Below are 15,091 nucleotides of genomic sequence, written 5' to 3' on the forward strand. Positions count from 1 at the left end.
GCTTATTTACCCTCCACAAGGGCGGCGCCGCGCTTGATGGCCTGCTCGTTGATCGCGAGCAGCTCGGGTTTCTTGGCGAACATCTTGGCAAACGCCTTCAGGACCGACTCCTGGCTCACCGCTTTGGTTGCGGCGATAATCGTCCCCAGCACCACCATATTGGCCACCTTGGCGTTACCGAGCTCGTTGGCGATATCGTTCGACGGCACGAGGAGAACCTTTACATCGCTGCGCTTGCTGCCCCGCTCGATGAGCGAGCTGTTAATGATCAGATTGCCGCCCGCCTGCAGCGACGCCTCGAACTTATCCAGCGAAGGCAGGTTCATGGCCACGACCGTCGTCGGTTCGCTCACGATCGGCGCCCCGACCGGCTCGTCGGAGATAATGACCGAGCAGTTGGCCGTCCCGCCCCGCATCTCCGGACCGTAGGACGGAATCCAGGATACATGCTTGTTCTCCAGCATCCCGGCGTAAGTCATCAGTTGCCCCATCAGCATGACGCCCTGGCCGCCGAAACCGGCCATAACGATTTCGTGGGTCATTTCGCCACCTCCTCCGGTGTTTTGAATACCCCCAGCGGATAATACGGCATCATATTCTTTTCCATCCAGCCGACCGCTTCCAGCGGCGACATCCCCCAGTTGGTCGGGCAGGTCGACAGCACCTCGACGATCGCGAAACCGAGACCGCTCAATTGAACTTCGAACGCTTTCCTGATTGCCGCCTTAGCTTTCGCCATATTGGCCGGGTTGTTCACCGCCACCCTGGCGATATACTTAGCTCCGTCGAGCGTCGACAGCATCTCGCAAACCTTGATCGGCATGCCGACCGATTCGACCTTGCGGCCATAAGGCGAAGTCGTCGTCACCTGGTCGGGCAGCGAGGTAGGCGCCATCTGGCCGCCTGTCATCCCGTAAATGGCGTTGTTGACAAACACGGTAGTAATCTTCTCGCCCCGCGCCGCGGCGTGGACGATCTCGGCGCAGCCGATCGACGCAAGGTCGCCGTCACCCTGGTAACTAAACACAACATTATCGGGATGCACGCGCTTCACACCGGTCGCGACCGCCGGCGCCCGGCCGTGGGCCGCCTCCTGGGTGTCGAAATTGAAGTACTCATAAGCGAGAACCGAGCAACCGACAGGCATCACGCCGACAGTGCGGTCGCGGACCTTCAGTTCGTCGATCACCTCGGCCACTAGCCGGTGAATAATGCCGTGGTGGCAGCCGGGGCAATAATGAAACGGCACATCGCGTAAAGACTCCGGCCTGGCAAATGCAATCTCCGCCATTTATTTCTCCTCCTCGCCCAGCATAATCTTTTTCACGATGCCGAACACCTCTTTCGGGCTGCAGATCATGCCGCCCGTCCGGCCGTAGAAATAAACCGGTTTGGCGCCGTTGACCGCCAGCCGCACATCCTCGACCATCTGCCCGGCGCTAAGTTCGACCGACATGAACCCTTTGGCCGTCTTAACAAGCCTTCCCAACTCCTCGTATGGGAACGGCCAGGCGGTGATCGGCCGGAACAGGCCGACCTTCAGCCCGGCGGCGCGGGCCATCTCCATCGCCGACTGAGCGACGCGGGCGGTAATGCCGTACGCCACCAGCACCAGTTCGGCGTCGTCGGTGCGATACTCTTCCCAGCGGCGCTCATTCTCTTTGATGGTCCGATATTTCATCTGCAGGTGATAATTATGCTTCTCAAGATCGGGCGCCTGAATATGGAGGGAATTGATAACATTCGGTTCCTTGCGGCCCTTGAGGCCGGTCGACGCCCACGGCTTGGCGGGAGCCTCGGCTGACTTTTCCGGGAAAGACACAGGTTCCATCATCTGGCCAAGCGCGCCGTCGCCCAGAATCATAACCGGGTTGCGGTACTTGTCGGCCAGTTCGAAGGCCAGCACGGTGCAATCGACCATTTCCTGCACGGAATTGGGTGCAAGCACGATATTGTGGTAATCGCCGTGACCACCGCCTTTGGTCGCCTGGAAGTAGTCGCACTGGCCGGGCTGGATGCTGCCGAGGCCGGGGCCGCCGCGAACCATGTTGACGATGACGCAGGGCAGTTCCGCCCCGGCGATATAGGAAATACCCTCCTGCTTAAGGCTGATGCCGGGGCTGGAGGACGAGGTCATCACCCTCGCGCCGGCGCCGGCCGCGCCGTAGACCATATTGATGGCAGCGACCTCGCTTTCGGCCTGAAGGAAAACGCCGTTCACCTGGGGCATGCGTTTGGCCATATACTCGATGAGCTCGCTCTGCGGGGTTATGGGGTAACCGAAATAATGGCGGCAGCCGGCGACAACAGCCGCCTCACCGATTGCCTCATTACCCTTCATCAGGATTTTTTCCGCCACTTCATTCACTCCCTTGCCTATTTATGGATTTCAATCACTACATCCGGACACGTCCGGGCGCACAGCATGCACCCGATGCACTGAGACTCGTCGCTGCACGAAGCCGGACGGTACCCTTTGCTGTTGAAGCGATTGGCGATAACCACAATCTTCTTCGGGCAGACCACCGTGCACAGTTCGCACCCCTTGCACCTTTCCTCGTTGAACACAGGTTTCGGCACTGCAATTCCCCCTTTATAAAATATTACCCTTAATATCAAACAGGTTGATAGCCTAAGCGCCGGGCGATCTTCCCGGCCTTCTCCTTGAGAATCCTCACCAGCGTCTCATAACGCTGGGCCGCGAGCACCCTGCTGGCGCTCGACACCGACAGGGCGGCCGTCACCTTGCCCGAGGCATCGTATACAGGCACGGCGATGCAGGTTACTCCCTCGATCGTTTCGTTGCAGCCAACTGCGAACCCCTGCTCCCTGACCTGGGCAAGCTCTTTTTGCAGTACCTCCCGGTCGGTCATAGTATAGGGCGTGAACCGCTCCACCCCCCGCTGCAGCACCTCGCCGACAATAGCCGGCGGCGCGTTGGCCAGCAGCACCTTGCCGATCGCCGTACTATGCAGCGTGATGGAAAAATCGAACTTCGGGATTATGAAGAACGGCCGCTGCGGTTCAACCTTCTCAATGATGATCAGCTCCGTACCCGACAGCACCGCCAGCAGCGCGATCTCCTGCGTCTCGTTCGCCAGTTCGGCCATCAGCGGGCGGGCAATCTCACGGATATCGAGCTGCTCGGCGCACGCTTCTCCCAGCCTGATAAGCCCGTAGCCGAGCGTATAGCGGCCTGAATCCGTCTGGCGGACGAAGCCGCGCAGCAGCAGCGTCTGCAACAGGCTGTGCATCGTGCTCTTCTGGACGCCAAGCTCCTTGGCGAGTTCGGTCACGCCCATGTCGCGGCGGTGCCGGCCCAGGAGCAGCAAAAGTTCTACGGCCCGGTCCACCGAAGCGATGATATACTGCGAATTCGCCTTCTCCAGCTAAACCACCCCGTTTCCACATGCCGAACATCGTTCTATATTCTCTATAGAAGTATATTCGCAGACGCAAGGTTAAATCCTGCCGGATTTTCCTGCGCCGCGCATGAATACAGAATACCGTAAAAGTATGCACGGTAAGTACATTTGTCGCCCAAATGCATATTATTCCCAGTCAATAATGTAACATACCCTGGCTGAGAAAGCGTTGTAGCTGTAAACAGACAGAGGAAAAAAGACCTGCGATTCACTCGCAGGTCTTTTGGCTGTCGGTCCGGTAAACGCTTATCGTCATCTTGTCGCCGGTTTTGCTGACTCCAAAAACATAGCCTTCCCTCTTGAGCGACTTGTTGAGGAAATCGACCACGTCCACCAGCTCCCCGGCGGCGGGAAAGGCTCTGGCGGCGATCATCTCCAGCGTTTTTCCGCCGGCGTTATCCCCGTCCATCGTCGCCTCCTACCCGACTATTTCGGCGAAGTCGCCCGACCTCGCACCGCAGGCGTTGCCCTCGTCGGTATCGACGTGCATCTCCAGCGCGAAACTGTCGTGGACGCGCACCAGCACCTTGTCGAAAATCAGGCAGCGTTCGGCGTCGCCCATTTTTACGGACACGAACTGCTTATCCTTCACGCCGAACTCGGCCGCTTCCGCCGGCGTCATGTGGATATGGCGGCAGGCGGCGATAACGCCTGTATCGAGCTTCACCTGGCCCTTGGGGCCGACGAGCGTCAGCCCGGGAGCATCGCTGTGGTCGCCCGAATCGCGCACGGGAATCTTCAGCCCCAGCTTCATCGCGTCGGTCAGCGCAAGTTCAATCTGGGTTTTGGGCCGTACCGGCCCGAGGATACGCACCTGCTTAAAACTGCCCTTCTCGGTCACCAGGTCGACCCGTTCCTCGCAGGCGTACTGACCCGGCTGGCCGAGATCCTTGAAAACGTGGAGCTGATGTCCCTTGCCGAACAAGATGTCGAGGTGCTCCTGGCTGATATGGAGATGGCGAGCGGAAATCCCTACCGGGATCTTGGGTTTGGCCATGATTAAGAAACACTCCTTGCTAGAAAATAGTCTATTCGATTATCTCCGAAAAATAGACGACCGTCACCGTGTCGTTCGGGGTAAGCGGCTTATCGTAGATCGACCGCAGGAATACGAGCAGATCGTCAACAGTTGCCAGATCGGGATTCTCACCCTGCAGATCCTCGGCGGTAAGCTGACAGATCGGCTTGACCAGCACCCGGTCGATGGCCGCGGTGTAGATCTTCTTCTTCTGCGCGAAGCGCTTGCCGACAGTCACCCAGACAATGTCGCCCTCTGAATACTTGTGGGTCTTGTCCCCCAGCCTTATTGTGCAGGTCTTGCGCCGGCACACCAGCTGGCTGTGGTAGTTTGACGAGTAGAAGTTCAGCGCACGCATATCACTTTTCCTCCTCAGTCGTTTTTCCTATCCCAGCCACTTGCGGATACGGTCAACTGCCTCGCGGAGCCTATCCTGCGGCTGCACGAGCGCGATCCGCACATAACCTTCGCCGTGGGGGCCGAACCCGACTCCGGGCACGACGGCCACCCCGGCGTTTTCTATAAGACTGGCGGCGAAAGCAAACGAATCCTGCTTGGTCGGCACCGGCGCCCATATGTACATCGACGCTTTTGGCCTGGCAACCTTCCAGCCGAGGCTGTTGAAGCCGTCCGCGACGATATCGCGGCGGCGCTGATACTCGGCGGCCATCGCGGTCACGCAGTCCTGGGGGCCGGTGAGGGCGGCGACGGCGGCCTGCTGGATGGGCAGAAAGATGCCGTAGTCAAAGTTCGATTTCACGCGGCCGAGGAGCTCGACAGCCTGGGCGTTGCCGACCATAAAGCCCACCCGGCAGCCGGCCATACAGAAGCTCTTCGACATCGTGTGAAACTCGACGCCGATTTCCTTGGCCCCCGGCAGGCTGAGGAAGCTGGGCGGCCGGTAGCCGTCGAAACACAAATCGCTGTAAGCGAAATCGTGACAGACGAGGAATTTGTAGCGATTGGCCAGTTCGATCACACGGGCGAAAAACTCCACGGTGGCGGTGGCGGCCAGCGGATTGTTTGGATAATTGATAATCATCATCTTCGCCCGCTTGAGGACGCTCTCCGGGATGGCGTCGAGGTCGGGCAGGTAGTCGTTCTCCGGCGTGAGCGGCATAAGATACAGTTCGGCGTCGGCCGAGATCGGCCCGGCGGTGTAGATGGGATAGCCGGGGTCGGGAACCAGCACCACATCTCCGGGGTTTGCTACACACAGGGAAATATGGGCCAACCCGTCCTGGGAGCCCATAAGCGAGTGTACCTCGGTCGCCGGGTCGAGAACGACGCCGAACTTAGTCCGGTACCAGTCGGCGACCGCCTGGAGAAACGCAGGCGTCCCCTTGGACAAGGCATAGCCGTAATTCTTCGGGTCGGCGACGCCCCGCATCAGCGCCTCCATGACGTGCGGCGCCGGCGGCACGTCCGGGCTGCCGAGACTGAGAGTGATTACATCCTTACCGGCGGCGACCGCCTTTTTGCGCATGTCGTCGACCTGGGTGAAGATTGCCGACGACATGCCCTGCATCCGTTTGGCTTGTTCGAGCATAATACCCCTCCCTATAGTAGGTTGCGGTCGCCCTCGTTATCCGGGCAACCACTCCGCCTAAACGCTATATCCATCTAAGCGAAATATTCCAGCCGGAGGGGCGGGATTCCTACCTGGCAGCCTTTTTATTTTGCACATATTCATGGATTTTAGCAGAGGCCTTCTTGCCGGCGCCCATCGCCAGGATGACGGTGGCTGCGCCGGTGACGATATCGCCGCCGGCGAATACGGCGTCCTTGGAGGTCGCGCCAGTCTCGTCGGCCATGATATTGCCGCGCTTGTTGACCGCCAGGCCGGGAGTAGTGTCCTGCACCAGCGGGTTGGGCCCCTGGCCGATGGCCATGACGACCGTCTCGACGTCGAGCACGTAGTTGGAGCCCTCGACCGGCACCGGTTTGCGCCGCCCGGATTCGTCCGGCTCGCCCAGCTCCATCTTGATGCATTCGATGCCTTTTACCCAGCCCTTGTCGTCGCCCAGCACCTGCACGGGGGCGGTCAGCAGGCGGAACTCGACGCCCTCTTCCTTGGCGTGCTCTAGTTCCTCGTGCCTGGCCGGCATCTCCTCCTCCGAGCGGCGGTAGACGATATAAACCTTTTCGGCCCCGAGGCGGAGCGCCGTGCGGGCCGAGTCCATGGCAACGTTGCCCGCCCCCACGACGGCGACCCGGCGGCCCACCCGCACCGGCGTGCCGGTCTGCGGGAACTTGTAGGCCTTCATCAGGTTGACGCGGGTCAGGAATTCGTTGGCCGAATATACGCCGTTGAGGTTCTCACCGGGGATATCCATGAAGTGGGGCAGGCCGGCGCCGGTGCCGATAAAGACGGCGTCGTACCCTTCCTCGTTCAGAAGTTCGTCGATAGTATAGCTCTTGCCGATAACCGCGTTGACCTGGATATCGACCCCCAGCTTGCGCAGGGCGGCGATTTCCCGCTGGACGATGGCTTTCGGCAGACGGAATTCGGGGATGCCGTACATCAGCACCCCGCCGGGAGCGTGGAGGGCTTCGAAAACGGTCACCTTGTAGCCCAGGCGCGCCAGGTCGCCGGCGGTGGTCAGTCCGGCCGGGCCGGCGCCGATGACGGCAACCTTGCCGAGAACCTCGGCAGGCACATCGACTTTGTCTTCGCGGCCTGTGGCCATAGCGTAGTCGGCGGCGAACCGCTCCAGACGGCCGATGCCGACCGGCTCGCCCTTCTTGCCCATGATGCAGTATTTCTCGCACTGGTCTTCCTGCGGGCAGACGCGGCCGCAGACCGCCGGCAGGTTGTTCTTGGTCTTGATCTCGTCGATGGCGGCGTCGAAGTCGCCTTCCTTGATGTTTTTGATGAATTTGGGGATGTCGATTTCGACCGGGCAGCCCTGTCGGCAGGGGGCGGTTTTGCACTGCAGGCAGCGCGCGGCTTCGGCCTTGGCGGTCTCCGCCTCGTAGCCGAGGGCCACTTCGTTGAAGTTGCGGCGCCGCTGGTCGGCGGCCTGCTCCGGCATCTTATGCTTTACTTGTTGCATTTGCAGCTACCTCCTCCGCACCGCTCCATTTTCTCGTGTTCCTGGTACATCCGCTGGCGGGCCATCAGGCCGTTGAAGTCGACCTGGTGGGCGTCGAATTCCGGCCCGTCGACGCAGGCGAATTTGTTCTTGTTGCCGACGCTGACGCGGCAGCCGCCGCACATGCCGGTGCCGTCTACCATGATCGGGTTGAGGCTGACGATGGTATGGATATTATGCGGCCGGGTGACGTCGGCGACGCTGCGCATCATGATAACCGGCCCGATAGCCATAACTGTGTCGATTTTCATCCCGGCGTCGATCATTTCCTGCAGCGGATGGATAACGAGACCCTTGCGGCCTTTGCTGCCGTCGTCGGTGGTGATGATGAGCTCGTCGCTGACGGCGGCCATCTCTTTTTCGAGGATGAGGAGGTCGGCGTTGCGGGCGCCGATGATGGAGATAACTTTATTGCCGGCCTGTTTGTAGGCGCGGGCGATCGGATAGACGGGGGCTACGCCGATGCCGCCGCCGATACAGATTACGGTGCCGAAGTTGTCGATGTGGGTCGCTTTGCCCAGTGGGCCGACGAGGTCTAGGAGGGCGTCGCCCTTATTCAGGGCGCCAAGCTGGCGGGTGGTGTGCCCCACCTCCTGGAAAATCAGCGTGATCGTCCCCGCCTCGCGGTCGAAGTCGGCGATGGTCAGCGGGATGCGTTCGCCGTCCTCGTCGATGCGCAGGATGACGAACTGGCCGGGCTGGCATTTCTTGGCGATCAGCGGCGCCGCGACGTCGAACAGCAGGACGCCGGGCGACAGTACCTCTTTCTTGACGATATTGTACAAGTTCCATTCCTCCCTAAAACTAACACTTACACCCAATTATAGGGCAACAAATACCTATTACTACTGGTTCCTACGCGATTCTACCAGGCGAAGCCCGCGGGCGCCGGCTTCGCGCTTCACCCGCTCTTCGTCGATGGTCGTCAGGCGGCGGGCATCAAGCAGCACCTTGCCATCCACCATAACTGTATGGACATCGGCGGCGGCGGCGGAATATACAAGCAGCGACAGGCGGTCATGGCGCGGATACCAGTGTCCGGCCGTCATGTCGAGAATGGTGATGTCGGCCTTGTAGCCCGGTGCCAGCACCCCGGTAACTCCGCCCAGGCCGAGGACTTCCGCCCCCTTTGCCGTAGCCATGGCCACCGCCTGGCCCGCCGGCACCGCCAGCGGATCGAGCGCGGCGACCTTGCTGAGGAGCGCCGCCAGCCGCATTTCCTCCACCATATCGAGGTTATTGTTGCTGGCCGTGCCGTCCGTGCCGATGCCTACCGGCACGCCGGCCGCGATCAGCGCCGGCACCGGCGCCGCCCCGCTGGCCAGCTTCATGTTGCTCCCGGGATTATGGGCGACCCGCACCTTCTTGGCCTTGAGGATGGCGATATCCTCGGCCGACAGGTGGACGCAGTGGGCGGCCAGCACGCCGAAGTCGAACAGCCCCAGCTCGTCCATCAGGGCGATGGGCGACTTGCCGTGCTCCTTGACGCAGCCGGCCACTTCGCCGGCCGTCTCCGCCAGGTGTATATGGATCTCGGCCCCCAGCTTCGCCGCCAGGGCCGTAACTTTTCTGAGGTAATCGGGAGGACAGGTGTAGGGAGCGTGCGGCCCCAGCATCACCGTTATCCGCCCGCCGGCCCCGCCGTGCCAGTCGCGGTAGAAAGCCTCGCTCTCCGTCAGCGCCTGCGCGGCGGTCGGCGCCACCCCGGCCATACCGCGCGACAGTGCGGCCCGTATGCCGCTCTCGTCCACCGCCCGGGCAACGTCGTCCATAAAGAAATACATATCGGCAAAGGCGGTCGTGCCGCCCCGGATCATCTCGGCAATCGCCAGCATCGTTCCCCAGTAGACATCCTCGCCGGTCAACCTGGCCTCGGCCGGCCAAATCTTGGTCTCCAGCCACTCCATCAGCGCCATATCGTCGGCGTAGCTGCGGAACAGCGTCATCGCCGCGTGGGTATGGGTGTTGACGAACCCCGGCAGCACCAGCTTATCGGTGCAGTCGATCACCCGGTCGGCCTGCCAGCCGGGCTCTACCTCCCCCACCCTGGCGATTGCCGCACCATCGATCGCCACGTCGGCCTTGACCACGCTGCCGCCGGTATAGACCTCGCCGTTCTTCAGCAGTATCCTTGCCATCATTCCGCTCCTTCCTGACGCCGCCGGTAATGCTCCACAAAAAAGCGGCGCATCTCCGCGACATCCCCGTCGCTCAATACCTGGGCCCCGCCCAGGAGATTGGCGTATATGTAAATCTGGGCGCCCTTCTCGACAAGCTCGCAGGCCAGCAACGCCTCGGCGGCCGTCCGGCCGCAGCCCACCGCGCCGTGGTTGGCCAGCAGCACCGCCTGGCGGTCGGACAGCGCCGCCACGGCATTGGCCGCCAGTTCCATCGTCCCTGGTAGCGCATACGCGGCCACCTCGATCGCCCCGCCCGCCAATTGCACCAGATCCTCGATAATCGGCGGCAGGGGGCGACGCGCGGCGGCGCAGGCGCTGGCAAAAACGCTGTGGGTATGGACGACGGCGCCGATGTCGGGCCGGGCGGCGTAAATCGCCAGGTGAAGAGGCACTTCGGTTGACGGCGTGAGTTCGCCGGCCACCTGTTTGCCCCCCATATCGACGACAGCGACATCCTCCGCGCGCAGGCTCCGGTAGTCGCGGCCCGACGGCGTTACCGCCACCAGCTCCTGTCCGGGCACGCGGATGCTCACGTTCCCCCACGTCCCGGCCACCAGGCCCCGCTCCAGCATCGCCTGTCCCGTCCTCACAACCTCGGCCCTCACCGCCGTCAGCTCGTTCATGCGCCCTCTCCCCTTCTGCTTCCAGCCCTACGCTTTGTTAAGATAATCGGTCTGAGTCGTCGACAGCTCGTCGATGGCGATGCCCATCGCCTTGAGCTTGAGGGACGCCACTTTGCGGTCCAGCTCGTAGGGCAGCTTGTAAACCTGATTGTCCAGCTTGCCGTGGTTCTCGAGGATATGGAGGACCGACAGCGCCTGGATGGCGAACGACAGGTCCATGATCTCGGTCGGGTGGCCGTCACCGGCCGCCAGGTTCACCAGCCGGCCCTCGCCGAGCAGGTACACCTTCTTGCCGTCCGCGAACACGAACTCCTCGATATTCTTGCGCACCGTGCGGGTGCTCACCGCCAGCTCGTCCAGATGCTCCTTGTTGATCTCCACGTCGAAATGGCCGGCATTGGCCATGATCGCTCCCGGCTTCATCGCCTTGAGATGCTCGCGGCACACCACGTCGCGGCAGCCGGTCACAGTGACGAAGAAATCGCCCCTGGCGGCAGCGTCGAGCATATTCATCACCTGATAGCCGTCGAACAGCGCCTCGGCCGCCCGGATGGGGTCGACCTCGGTAACGATGACATTGGCTCCCAGGCCCCTGGCCCGCATCGCCACGCCCTTGCCGCACCAGCCGTATCCGGCCACCACCACCGTCTTGCCAGCCACCGTCAGGTTGGTTGTGCGCATGATGCCGTCCCAGGTCGACTGGCCGGTGCCGTAGCGGTTATCGAACAAATACTTGCAGTAAGCGTCGTTAACGGCGATCATCGGAAACTTCAGCTTGCCGGCCGCCGCCAGCGCCTTGAGGCGATGGACGCCCGTAGTCGTCTCCTCCGAACCGCCGAGGATGTTGGCGGCCAGATCGGCGCGCTCGCCATGGAGCAGCGACACCAGGTCGCCGCCGTCGTCGATGATGATGTCCGGCCTGGTGTCGAGCGCCTTATGCAGGAAATCGTCGTACTCCGCGGGCGACGTGTTGTGCCAGGCATAAACCTTGACCCCCTGGCTGGCCAGCGCTGCCGCCACATCGTCCTGAGTCGAAAGCGGGTTGGAGCCGGTAACGGTCACGCTCGCCCCGGCGTTCGCCAGCACCATGCCCAGATATGCCGTCTTGGCCTCAAGATGCATGGTGATAACCATCTTCTTGCCGGCTAGAGGCTTTGTTGCCGAAAGTTCGGCGTTCAGCACATTCAGTACCGGCATATGCTCCTTCACCCAGTTGATCTTGTCCATGCCTTGGGGAGCGAGTTTGATGTCTCTGATGATCGATTCCATATTATCTACACCCTTTCTTCTTCTGCAGCGCGGCGATGGCCTCCGTGTACGGAGCCCTAAGCACACCGTGCTCGGTTATAATAGCCGTCACCAGCCTGTTAGGCGTGACGTCGAACGCCGGGTTGAAAACCTCGATGCCTTCCGGGGCGGTGCGCACGCCGCCCAGGCTGGTGACCTCGGCCGGGCTGCGCTCCTCGATGGGGATGTCGGCCCCGCTGGCGAGGGAAAAGTCGAAGGTGGAAACAGGCGCGGCCACGTAGAAAGGGATACCGTGCTCCTTGGCCAGCACCGCCACCGAATATGTGCCGATCTTGTTGGCGACATCGCCGTTGGCCGTTATGCGGTCGGCGCCGACGATGGCCGCCTGCACCATCCCGCGCTGCATCACCCAGCCGGCCATATTGTCGGTGATCAGCGTCACCGGGATACCCTCGTGCTTCAGCTCCCAGGCCGTCAGCCTGGCGCCCTGCAACAGCGGCCGCGTCTCGTCGGCGTACACGCGGCTGACGCGCCCCTGCCGCCAAGCCTCGCCGATGACCCCCAAAGCAGTGCCGAAAGCCACCGTCGCCAGCGCGCCGGCGTTGCAGTGGGTCAGGACGGCGCACTGCGGCGGGAAAAGCGCCGCGCCGTGGGCCGAGATGCGGCGGTTGACCGCCTCGTCCTCACGGGCGATAGCCACCGCCTCCTCCTCCAGCGCCGCCGTCACGGCCGCCGGGTCGGCGGCGCTGCCGTAGCGGCTGGCTACCGACAGCATCCGGTCGATGGCCCAGAAGAGATTGACAGCCGTCGGCCGTGTGCCCCGCAGCTCCTCGGCGACATTAAGCAGCGCGGTCCAAAAATCCCCCGGCTGTGCCTTCAGTTCGCGGGCTCCCAGCACCAGGCCGAAGGCCGCGGCCGCGCCGATGGCCGGAGCGCCCCGCACCTCCAGGCGGCGGATCGCCTCAGCCACCCGGCGCCAGTCGCGGCAGTCGATAAACTCCGTACTTCCCGGCAAAGCCGTCTGATTCAATAACCGCAGGCGGTCAGCCTGCCACTCAAGCGAACGCAATCCAGATCACCACTCTCTACAGTTTGAAGCCGCCGTATTCGGCCAGCGCCCGTCGGCACGCGCAGGGAGCCTCGGGGTCTAAGCTCTCGATAGTCGCCATAACCAGCGTCTTGATATTCTCAAGATTGGTCCGCATGGCGTCGAGCACCTCGCCGTGGGTCAGCGGCTGGAGCGAAATGCCGGCGGCGAAATTCGTCACCATCGACACCGTCGCGTAGCACATCTCCGCCTCCCTGGCCAGCGTCACCTCGGGAACATTCGTCATCCCGACGATATCGCCTCCCAGGAGGGCGAACGCCTTTATCTCGGCCGGCGTCTCGAACCGCGGACCCTCGGCGCACACATACGTGCCGCGGGCGTGGACCGGGATGCCGTTATCGACGGCCGCCTTGTGGAGAACGGCACGGAGCGACGGACAGTAAGGCTCGGTCACATCCACATGCACCACCCCGCGGTCGCCGCCCTCGTAAAAAGTCGTCACCCGGTTCTTGGTGAAATCGAGGAACTGATCGGTCAGCACGAAATGCCCCGGCGGCATGTCACGGTTGAGCGAGCCCACCGCCGTCGTAGCGATGATGCTCAGCACGCCGATCTTCTTCATCGCCCAGATATTGGCCCGGTAGTTGATGAGATGCGGCGGTATGGAATGCTTGCTCCCGTGGCGGGGAATAAAGGCCACCGCCTTGCCGGCGTACTCTCCCACCTTATACTCCACCTCGCCGTAGGGCGTAACCACCCTGTCCTCGCGGACATTGTCCAGAATGCGGGGGTCGTACAGCCCCGTGCCGCCGATAATCGCTATCCTCGTCATCATTGCGCCCTCCAGAAATCGCTGCTTTTCTCTCAATATAATATGTACCAAATTTTATCGGTCAACAATACGTTGTACAAAGTGTTATATATTGGACTTTGCGACTCGATTCTCCTCCCTGTTCGCTAAAAAACGGCCGCCGATACCCCCCATCTGCGTCGTACCGCAATAAAAATGGCCCCCGCTGTCGCGGAGGCCCGGAAAAACTATTATTTGAAGATACCGAACGGTTTACCCATCGGCATGAACGGTTTGCCGAAATGCGTATTCAGCACGACCGCGCAGCAGGCGTAAAAGGTCAGCAGCGAGATAACCAGCTCGGTCCAGGCGGCGACGGCGTGCGAAGCGTGGGCGGCGATGCCGAACGCGTTCAGCGCCAGGGCGGCGAGCAGCACGTCGATCAGCACCATGATCGCGAAGATAACCTTGTTGACTTCCATCGCGCCGACGGTCATCAGGACGGAGAAGATCAGGTAACCGGTGAAGGCCCAGCCGAGTTGCCCCACATCGGCGGCCTGGGCCAGGATCGGGCCGAATACGCCCATCTTCATCATCCAGGCGGTGGCGATCGCGTACCAGAAGAAAGCGTACGCGCCGAACACCGTGGCGCCCCATATATTATTATGGAAGAAATCGAAGATCGAAGCGACGAGTTGGGCGGTTGCCCCCAGGAAAATTGCGTAAACGATAACGAACGATAACCCGGTTGTCCACCCCAGTTTCTGCGAAGCAGCCACCATCGTAACCATTGCCAAACCAAAAAGTCCCAGTCCGGTCGGATTCGCGAGCACCAATTGAGTCTTCTGCGGTCCTTCTGCCATTTTTTACACTCCTCCCACAAAATAAAAACAATACAACACAAGTAAACACATTCTAAATTATCATATCGGAGGAGGCTCGTCAATCGGTAAGGTCGATATTTCGAAAAATTATAACAACATAATTTATACAGTATACGTCAGAAACGCGCTAATCCCTTATGCCGCATAGCGGGAGCAGCTCTCCCATGTTCTCGATGATATGGTCGGGCCCGGCCGCAACCACGTCAGACCAGGGCACATACGTCCAGCGCACAGCCGCCGTATTCACCGCCGCCGCCTTGGCGCTCATTATATCAAACGGGCTGTCCCCCACCATAAGGCAATCGCCCGCCGGCAGACCAAGCGCCGCCAGCGCCCGCTGCACCGGCTCGGGGTGCGGTTTATGCTGCTGACAGTCCTCGTGGCCGATCACCACCGGAAAATACTTGTCAAGGTCGAACAGTCTCAGGCCGCGTATCGAAGTGACCCGTGTCTTCGAAGTCACCACCGCCAGCTTCACGCCCCGGTCGTACAGCCTCTGCACCACCTCGACGACCCCGGCGAACACCTTCGCCAGTTCGTCGTGATAGTGGACGTTGTACTCGCGGTATGTCCTTATCATCGCGTCCGGATCGGGCCCCATCAGGGCCAGCGCCTCAATCAGCGGCCTGCCGAAGGTCGATTTTACCAGCGCCATATCCGCGTCGCAGCCCTGGTGGGTTTTAATGGTGTGCTGAAACGATTTGAGAATCAGATCGGTTGTGTCCAGCAGCGTACCGTCAAGATCGAACAGAATACCTTTGTAGCTCATCGGTCTCCCCC

At 61.3% G+C, this 15,091-nt stretch carries 18 protein-coding genes; all 18 read right to left on the reverse strand.

Translation table 11 applies throughout. The annotated features are described in order from the left end of the window. Nucleotides 1-2: 2 nt before the first annotated feature. The 18 genes from RIN56_02160 to RIN56_02245 all read right to left on the reverse strand — a co-directional run bounded on the left by RIN56_02160 (nucleotide 3) and on the right by RIN56_02245 (nucleotide 15,080). Nucleotides 3-542, reverse strand: coding sequence for a 2-oxoacid:acceptor oxidoreductase family protein (locus RIN56_02160; protein ID MDR7865588.1), 540 nt, complete (start codon nucleotides 540-542; stop codon nucleotides 3-5). Then, nucleotides 539-1,291 carry a thiamine pyrophosphate-dependent enzyme gene (locus tag RIN56_02165; GenBank protein ID MDR7865589.1) on the reverse strand — a complete coding sequence of 251 codons (753 nt, stop codon included), beginning with the start codon at nucleotides 1,289-1,291 and terminating at the stop codon, nucleotides 539-541. Before RIN56_02165 ends, RIN56_02160 begins: the two co-directional genes overlap by 4 nt. After that, the gene (locus RIN56_02170; protein MDR7865590.1) at nucleotides 1,292-2,359 is read right to left on the reverse strand and encodes a 3-methyl-2-oxobutanoate dehydrogenase subunit VorB; all 1,068 of its coding nucleotides are present in this window, start codon (nucleotides 2,357-2,359) and stop codon (nucleotides 1,292-1,294) included. A 17-nt stretch (nucleotides 2,360-2,376) separates the two neighbouring features. After that, nucleotides 2,377-2,580: a 4Fe-4S binding protein gene (locus RIN56_02175; protein ID MDR7865591.1), complete on the reverse strand. Its 204-nt coding sequence runs from the start codon at nucleotides 2,578-2,580 to the stop codon at nucleotides 2,377-2,379. Nucleotides 2,581-2,615: 35 nt separating this feature from the next. Further along, nucleotides 2,616-3,353: an IclR family transcriptional regulator gene (locus RIN56_02180; GenBank protein MDR7865592.1), complete on the reverse strand. Its 738-nt coding sequence runs from the start codon at nucleotides 3,351-3,353 to the stop codon at nucleotides 2,616-2,618. A 280-nt stretch (nucleotides 3,354-3,633) separates the two neighbouring features. Further along, nucleotides 3,634-3,834 carry a DUF4264 family protein gene (locus tag RIN56_02185; GenBank protein MDR7865593.1) on the reverse strand — a complete coding sequence of 67 codons (201 nt, stop codon included), beginning with the start codon at nucleotides 3,832-3,834 and terminating at the stop codon, nucleotides 3,634-3,636. A gap of 9 nt (nucleotides 3,835-3,843) precedes the next feature. Then, complete coding sequence (locus RIN56_02190; protein MDR7865594.1) at nucleotides 3,844-4,422, reverse strand: phosphate propanoyltransferase; 579 nt, start codon at nucleotides 4,420-4,422, stop codon at nucleotides 3,844-3,846. 31 nt (nucleotides 4,423-4,453) lie between these two features. Further along, nucleotides 4,454-4,801 carry an ASCH domain-containing protein gene (locus RIN56_02195; protein MDR7865595.1) on the reverse strand — a complete coding sequence of 116 codons (348 nt, stop codon included), beginning with the start codon at nucleotides 4,799-4,801 and terminating at the stop codon, nucleotides 4,454-4,456. Between the two features lie 27 nt (nucleotides 4,802-4,828). Further along, entirely contained in the window at nucleotides 4,829-5,992 is a 1,164-nt protein-coding gene (locus RIN56_02200) for an aminotransferase class I/II-fold pyridoxal phosphate-dependent enzyme (protein ID MDR7865596.1), read from the reverse strand. A 109-nt stretch (nucleotides 5,993-6,101) separates the two neighbouring features. Beyond that, on the reverse strand, nucleotides 6,102-7,499 hold the full coding sequence (gltA, locus tag RIN56_02205) for an NADPH-dependent glutamate synthase (protein ID MDR7865597.1): 1,398 nt from the start codon (nucleotides 7,497-7,499) through the stop codon (nucleotides 6,102-6,104). Continuing rightward, entirely contained in the window at nucleotides 7,487-8,323 is an 837-nt protein-coding gene (locus tag RIN56_02210) for a sulfide/dihydroorotate dehydrogenase-like FAD/NAD-binding protein (GenBank protein ID MDR7865598.1), read from the reverse strand. The genes gltA and RIN56_02210 overlap by 13 nt, the downstream gene beginning before the upstream one ends. Before the next feature lie 60 nt (nucleotides 8,324-8,383). After that, nucleotides 8,384-9,676, reverse strand: a complete 1,293-nt coding sequence (locus RIN56_02215) for an amidohydrolase (GenBank protein ID MDR7865599.1) — start codon at nucleotides 9,674-9,676, stop codon at nucleotides 8,384-8,386. After that, the gene (locus RIN56_02220) at nucleotides 9,676-10,341 is read right to left on the reverse strand and encodes a class II aldolase/adducin family protein (protein MDR7865600.1); all 666 of its coding nucleotides are present in this window, start codon (nucleotides 10,339-10,341) and stop codon (nucleotides 9,676-9,678) included. The genes RIN56_02215 and RIN56_02220 overlap by 1 nt, the downstream gene beginning before the upstream one ends. A 27-nt stretch (nucleotides 10,342-10,368) precedes the next feature. After that, nucleotides 10,369-11,610 carry an adenosylhomocysteinase gene (locus RIN56_02225; protein MDR7865601.1) on the reverse strand — a complete coding sequence of 414 codons (1,242 nt, stop codon included), beginning with the start codon at nucleotides 11,608-11,610 and terminating at the stop codon, nucleotides 10,369-10,371. A gap of 1 nt (nucleotide 11,611) precedes the next feature. After that, complete coding sequence (mtnA, locus tag RIN56_02230) at nucleotides 11,612-12,658, reverse strand: S-methyl-5-thioribose-1-phosphate isomerase (GenBank protein ID MDR7865602.1); 1,047 nt, start codon at nucleotides 12,656-12,658, stop codon at nucleotides 11,612-11,614. A gap of 16 nt (nucleotides 12,659-12,674) precedes the next feature. Beyond that, nucleotides 12,675-13,469, reverse strand: coding sequence for an S-methyl-5'-thioadenosine phosphorylase (gene mtnP / locus RIN56_02235; GenBank protein ID MDR7865603.1), 795 nt, complete (start codon nucleotides 13,467-13,469; stop codon nucleotides 12,675-12,677). Between the two features lie 209 nt (nucleotides 13,470-13,678). Continuing rightward, nucleotides 13,679-14,290 carry an acetate uptake transporter gene (locus RIN56_02240; GenBank protein MDR7865604.1) on the reverse strand — a complete coding sequence of 204 codons (612 nt, stop codon included), beginning with the start codon at nucleotides 14,288-14,290 and terminating at the stop codon, nucleotides 13,679-13,681. 148 nt (nucleotides 14,291-14,438) lie between these two features. Further along, entirely contained in the window at nucleotides 14,439-15,080 is a 642-nt protein-coding gene (locus RIN56_02245) for an HAD-IA family hydrolase (protein MDR7865605.1), read from the reverse strand. Nucleotides 15,081-15,091 lie beyond the last annotated feature (11 nt).

It is taken from the genome of Sporomusaceae bacterium (genome assembly GCA_031460455.1).
Lineage (GTDB): Bacteria > Bacillota > Negativicutes > Sporomusales > UBA7701 > Anaeroselena.

What these genes read in the sequence shown, in the direction of transcription:
- RIN56_02160 (MDR7865588.1), bottom strand. Translation starts at nt 542, where the DNA reads ATGACCCACGAAATCGTTATGGCCGGTTTCGGCGGCCAGGGCGTCATG.
- RIN56_02165 (MDR7865589.1), bottom strand. Translation starts at nt 1,291, where the DNA reads ATGGCGGAGATTGCATTTGCCAGGCCGGAGTCTTTACGCGATGTGCCG.
- RIN56_02185 (MDR7865593.1), bottom strand. Translation starts at nt 3,834, where the DNA reads ATGGACGGGGATAACGCCGGCGGAAAAACGCTGGAGATGATCGCCGCC.
- RIN56_02190 (MDR7865594.1), bottom strand. Translation starts at nt 4,422, where the DNA reads ATGGCCAAACCCAAGATCCCGGTAGGGATTTCCGCTCGCCATCTCCAT.
- RIN56_02195 (MDR7865595.1), bottom strand. Translation starts at nt 4,801, where the DNA reads ATGCGTGCGCTGAACTTCTACTCGTCAAACTACCACAGCCAGCTGGTG.
- RIN56_02200 (MDR7865596.1), bottom strand. Translation starts at nt 5,992, where the DNA reads ATGCTCGAACAAGCCAAACGGATGCAGGGCATGTCGTCGGCAATCTTC.
- gltA (MDR7865597.1), bottom strand. Translation starts at nt 7,499, where the DNA reads ATGCAACAAGTAAAGCATAAGATGCCGGAGCAGGCCGCCGACCAGCGG.
- RIN56_02215 (MDR7865599.1), bottom strand. Translation starts at nt 9,676, where the DNA reads ATGGCAAGGATACTGCTGAAGAACGGCGAGGTCTATACCGGCGGCAGC.
- RIN56_02220 (MDR7865600.1), bottom strand. Translation starts at nt 10,341, where the DNA reads ATGAACGAGCTGACGGCGGTGAGGGCCGAGGTTGTGAGGACGGGACAG.
- RIN56_02225 (MDR7865601.1), bottom strand. Translation starts at nt 11,610, where the DNA reads ATGGAATCGATCATCAGAGACATCAAACTCGCTCCCCAAGGCATGGAC.
- mtnP (MDR7865603.1), bottom strand. Translation starts at nt 13,469, where the DNA reads ATGACGAGGATAGCGATTATCGGCGGCACGGGGCTGTACGACCCCCGC.
- RIN56_02240 (MDR7865604.1), bottom strand. Translation starts at nt 14,290, where the DNA reads ATGGCAGAAGGACCGCAGAAGACTCAATTGGTGCTCGCGAATCCGACC.
- RIN56_02245 (MDR7865605.1), bottom strand. Translation starts at nt 15,080, where the DNA reads ATGAGCTACAAAGGTATTCTGTTCGATCTTGACGGTACGCTGCTGGAC.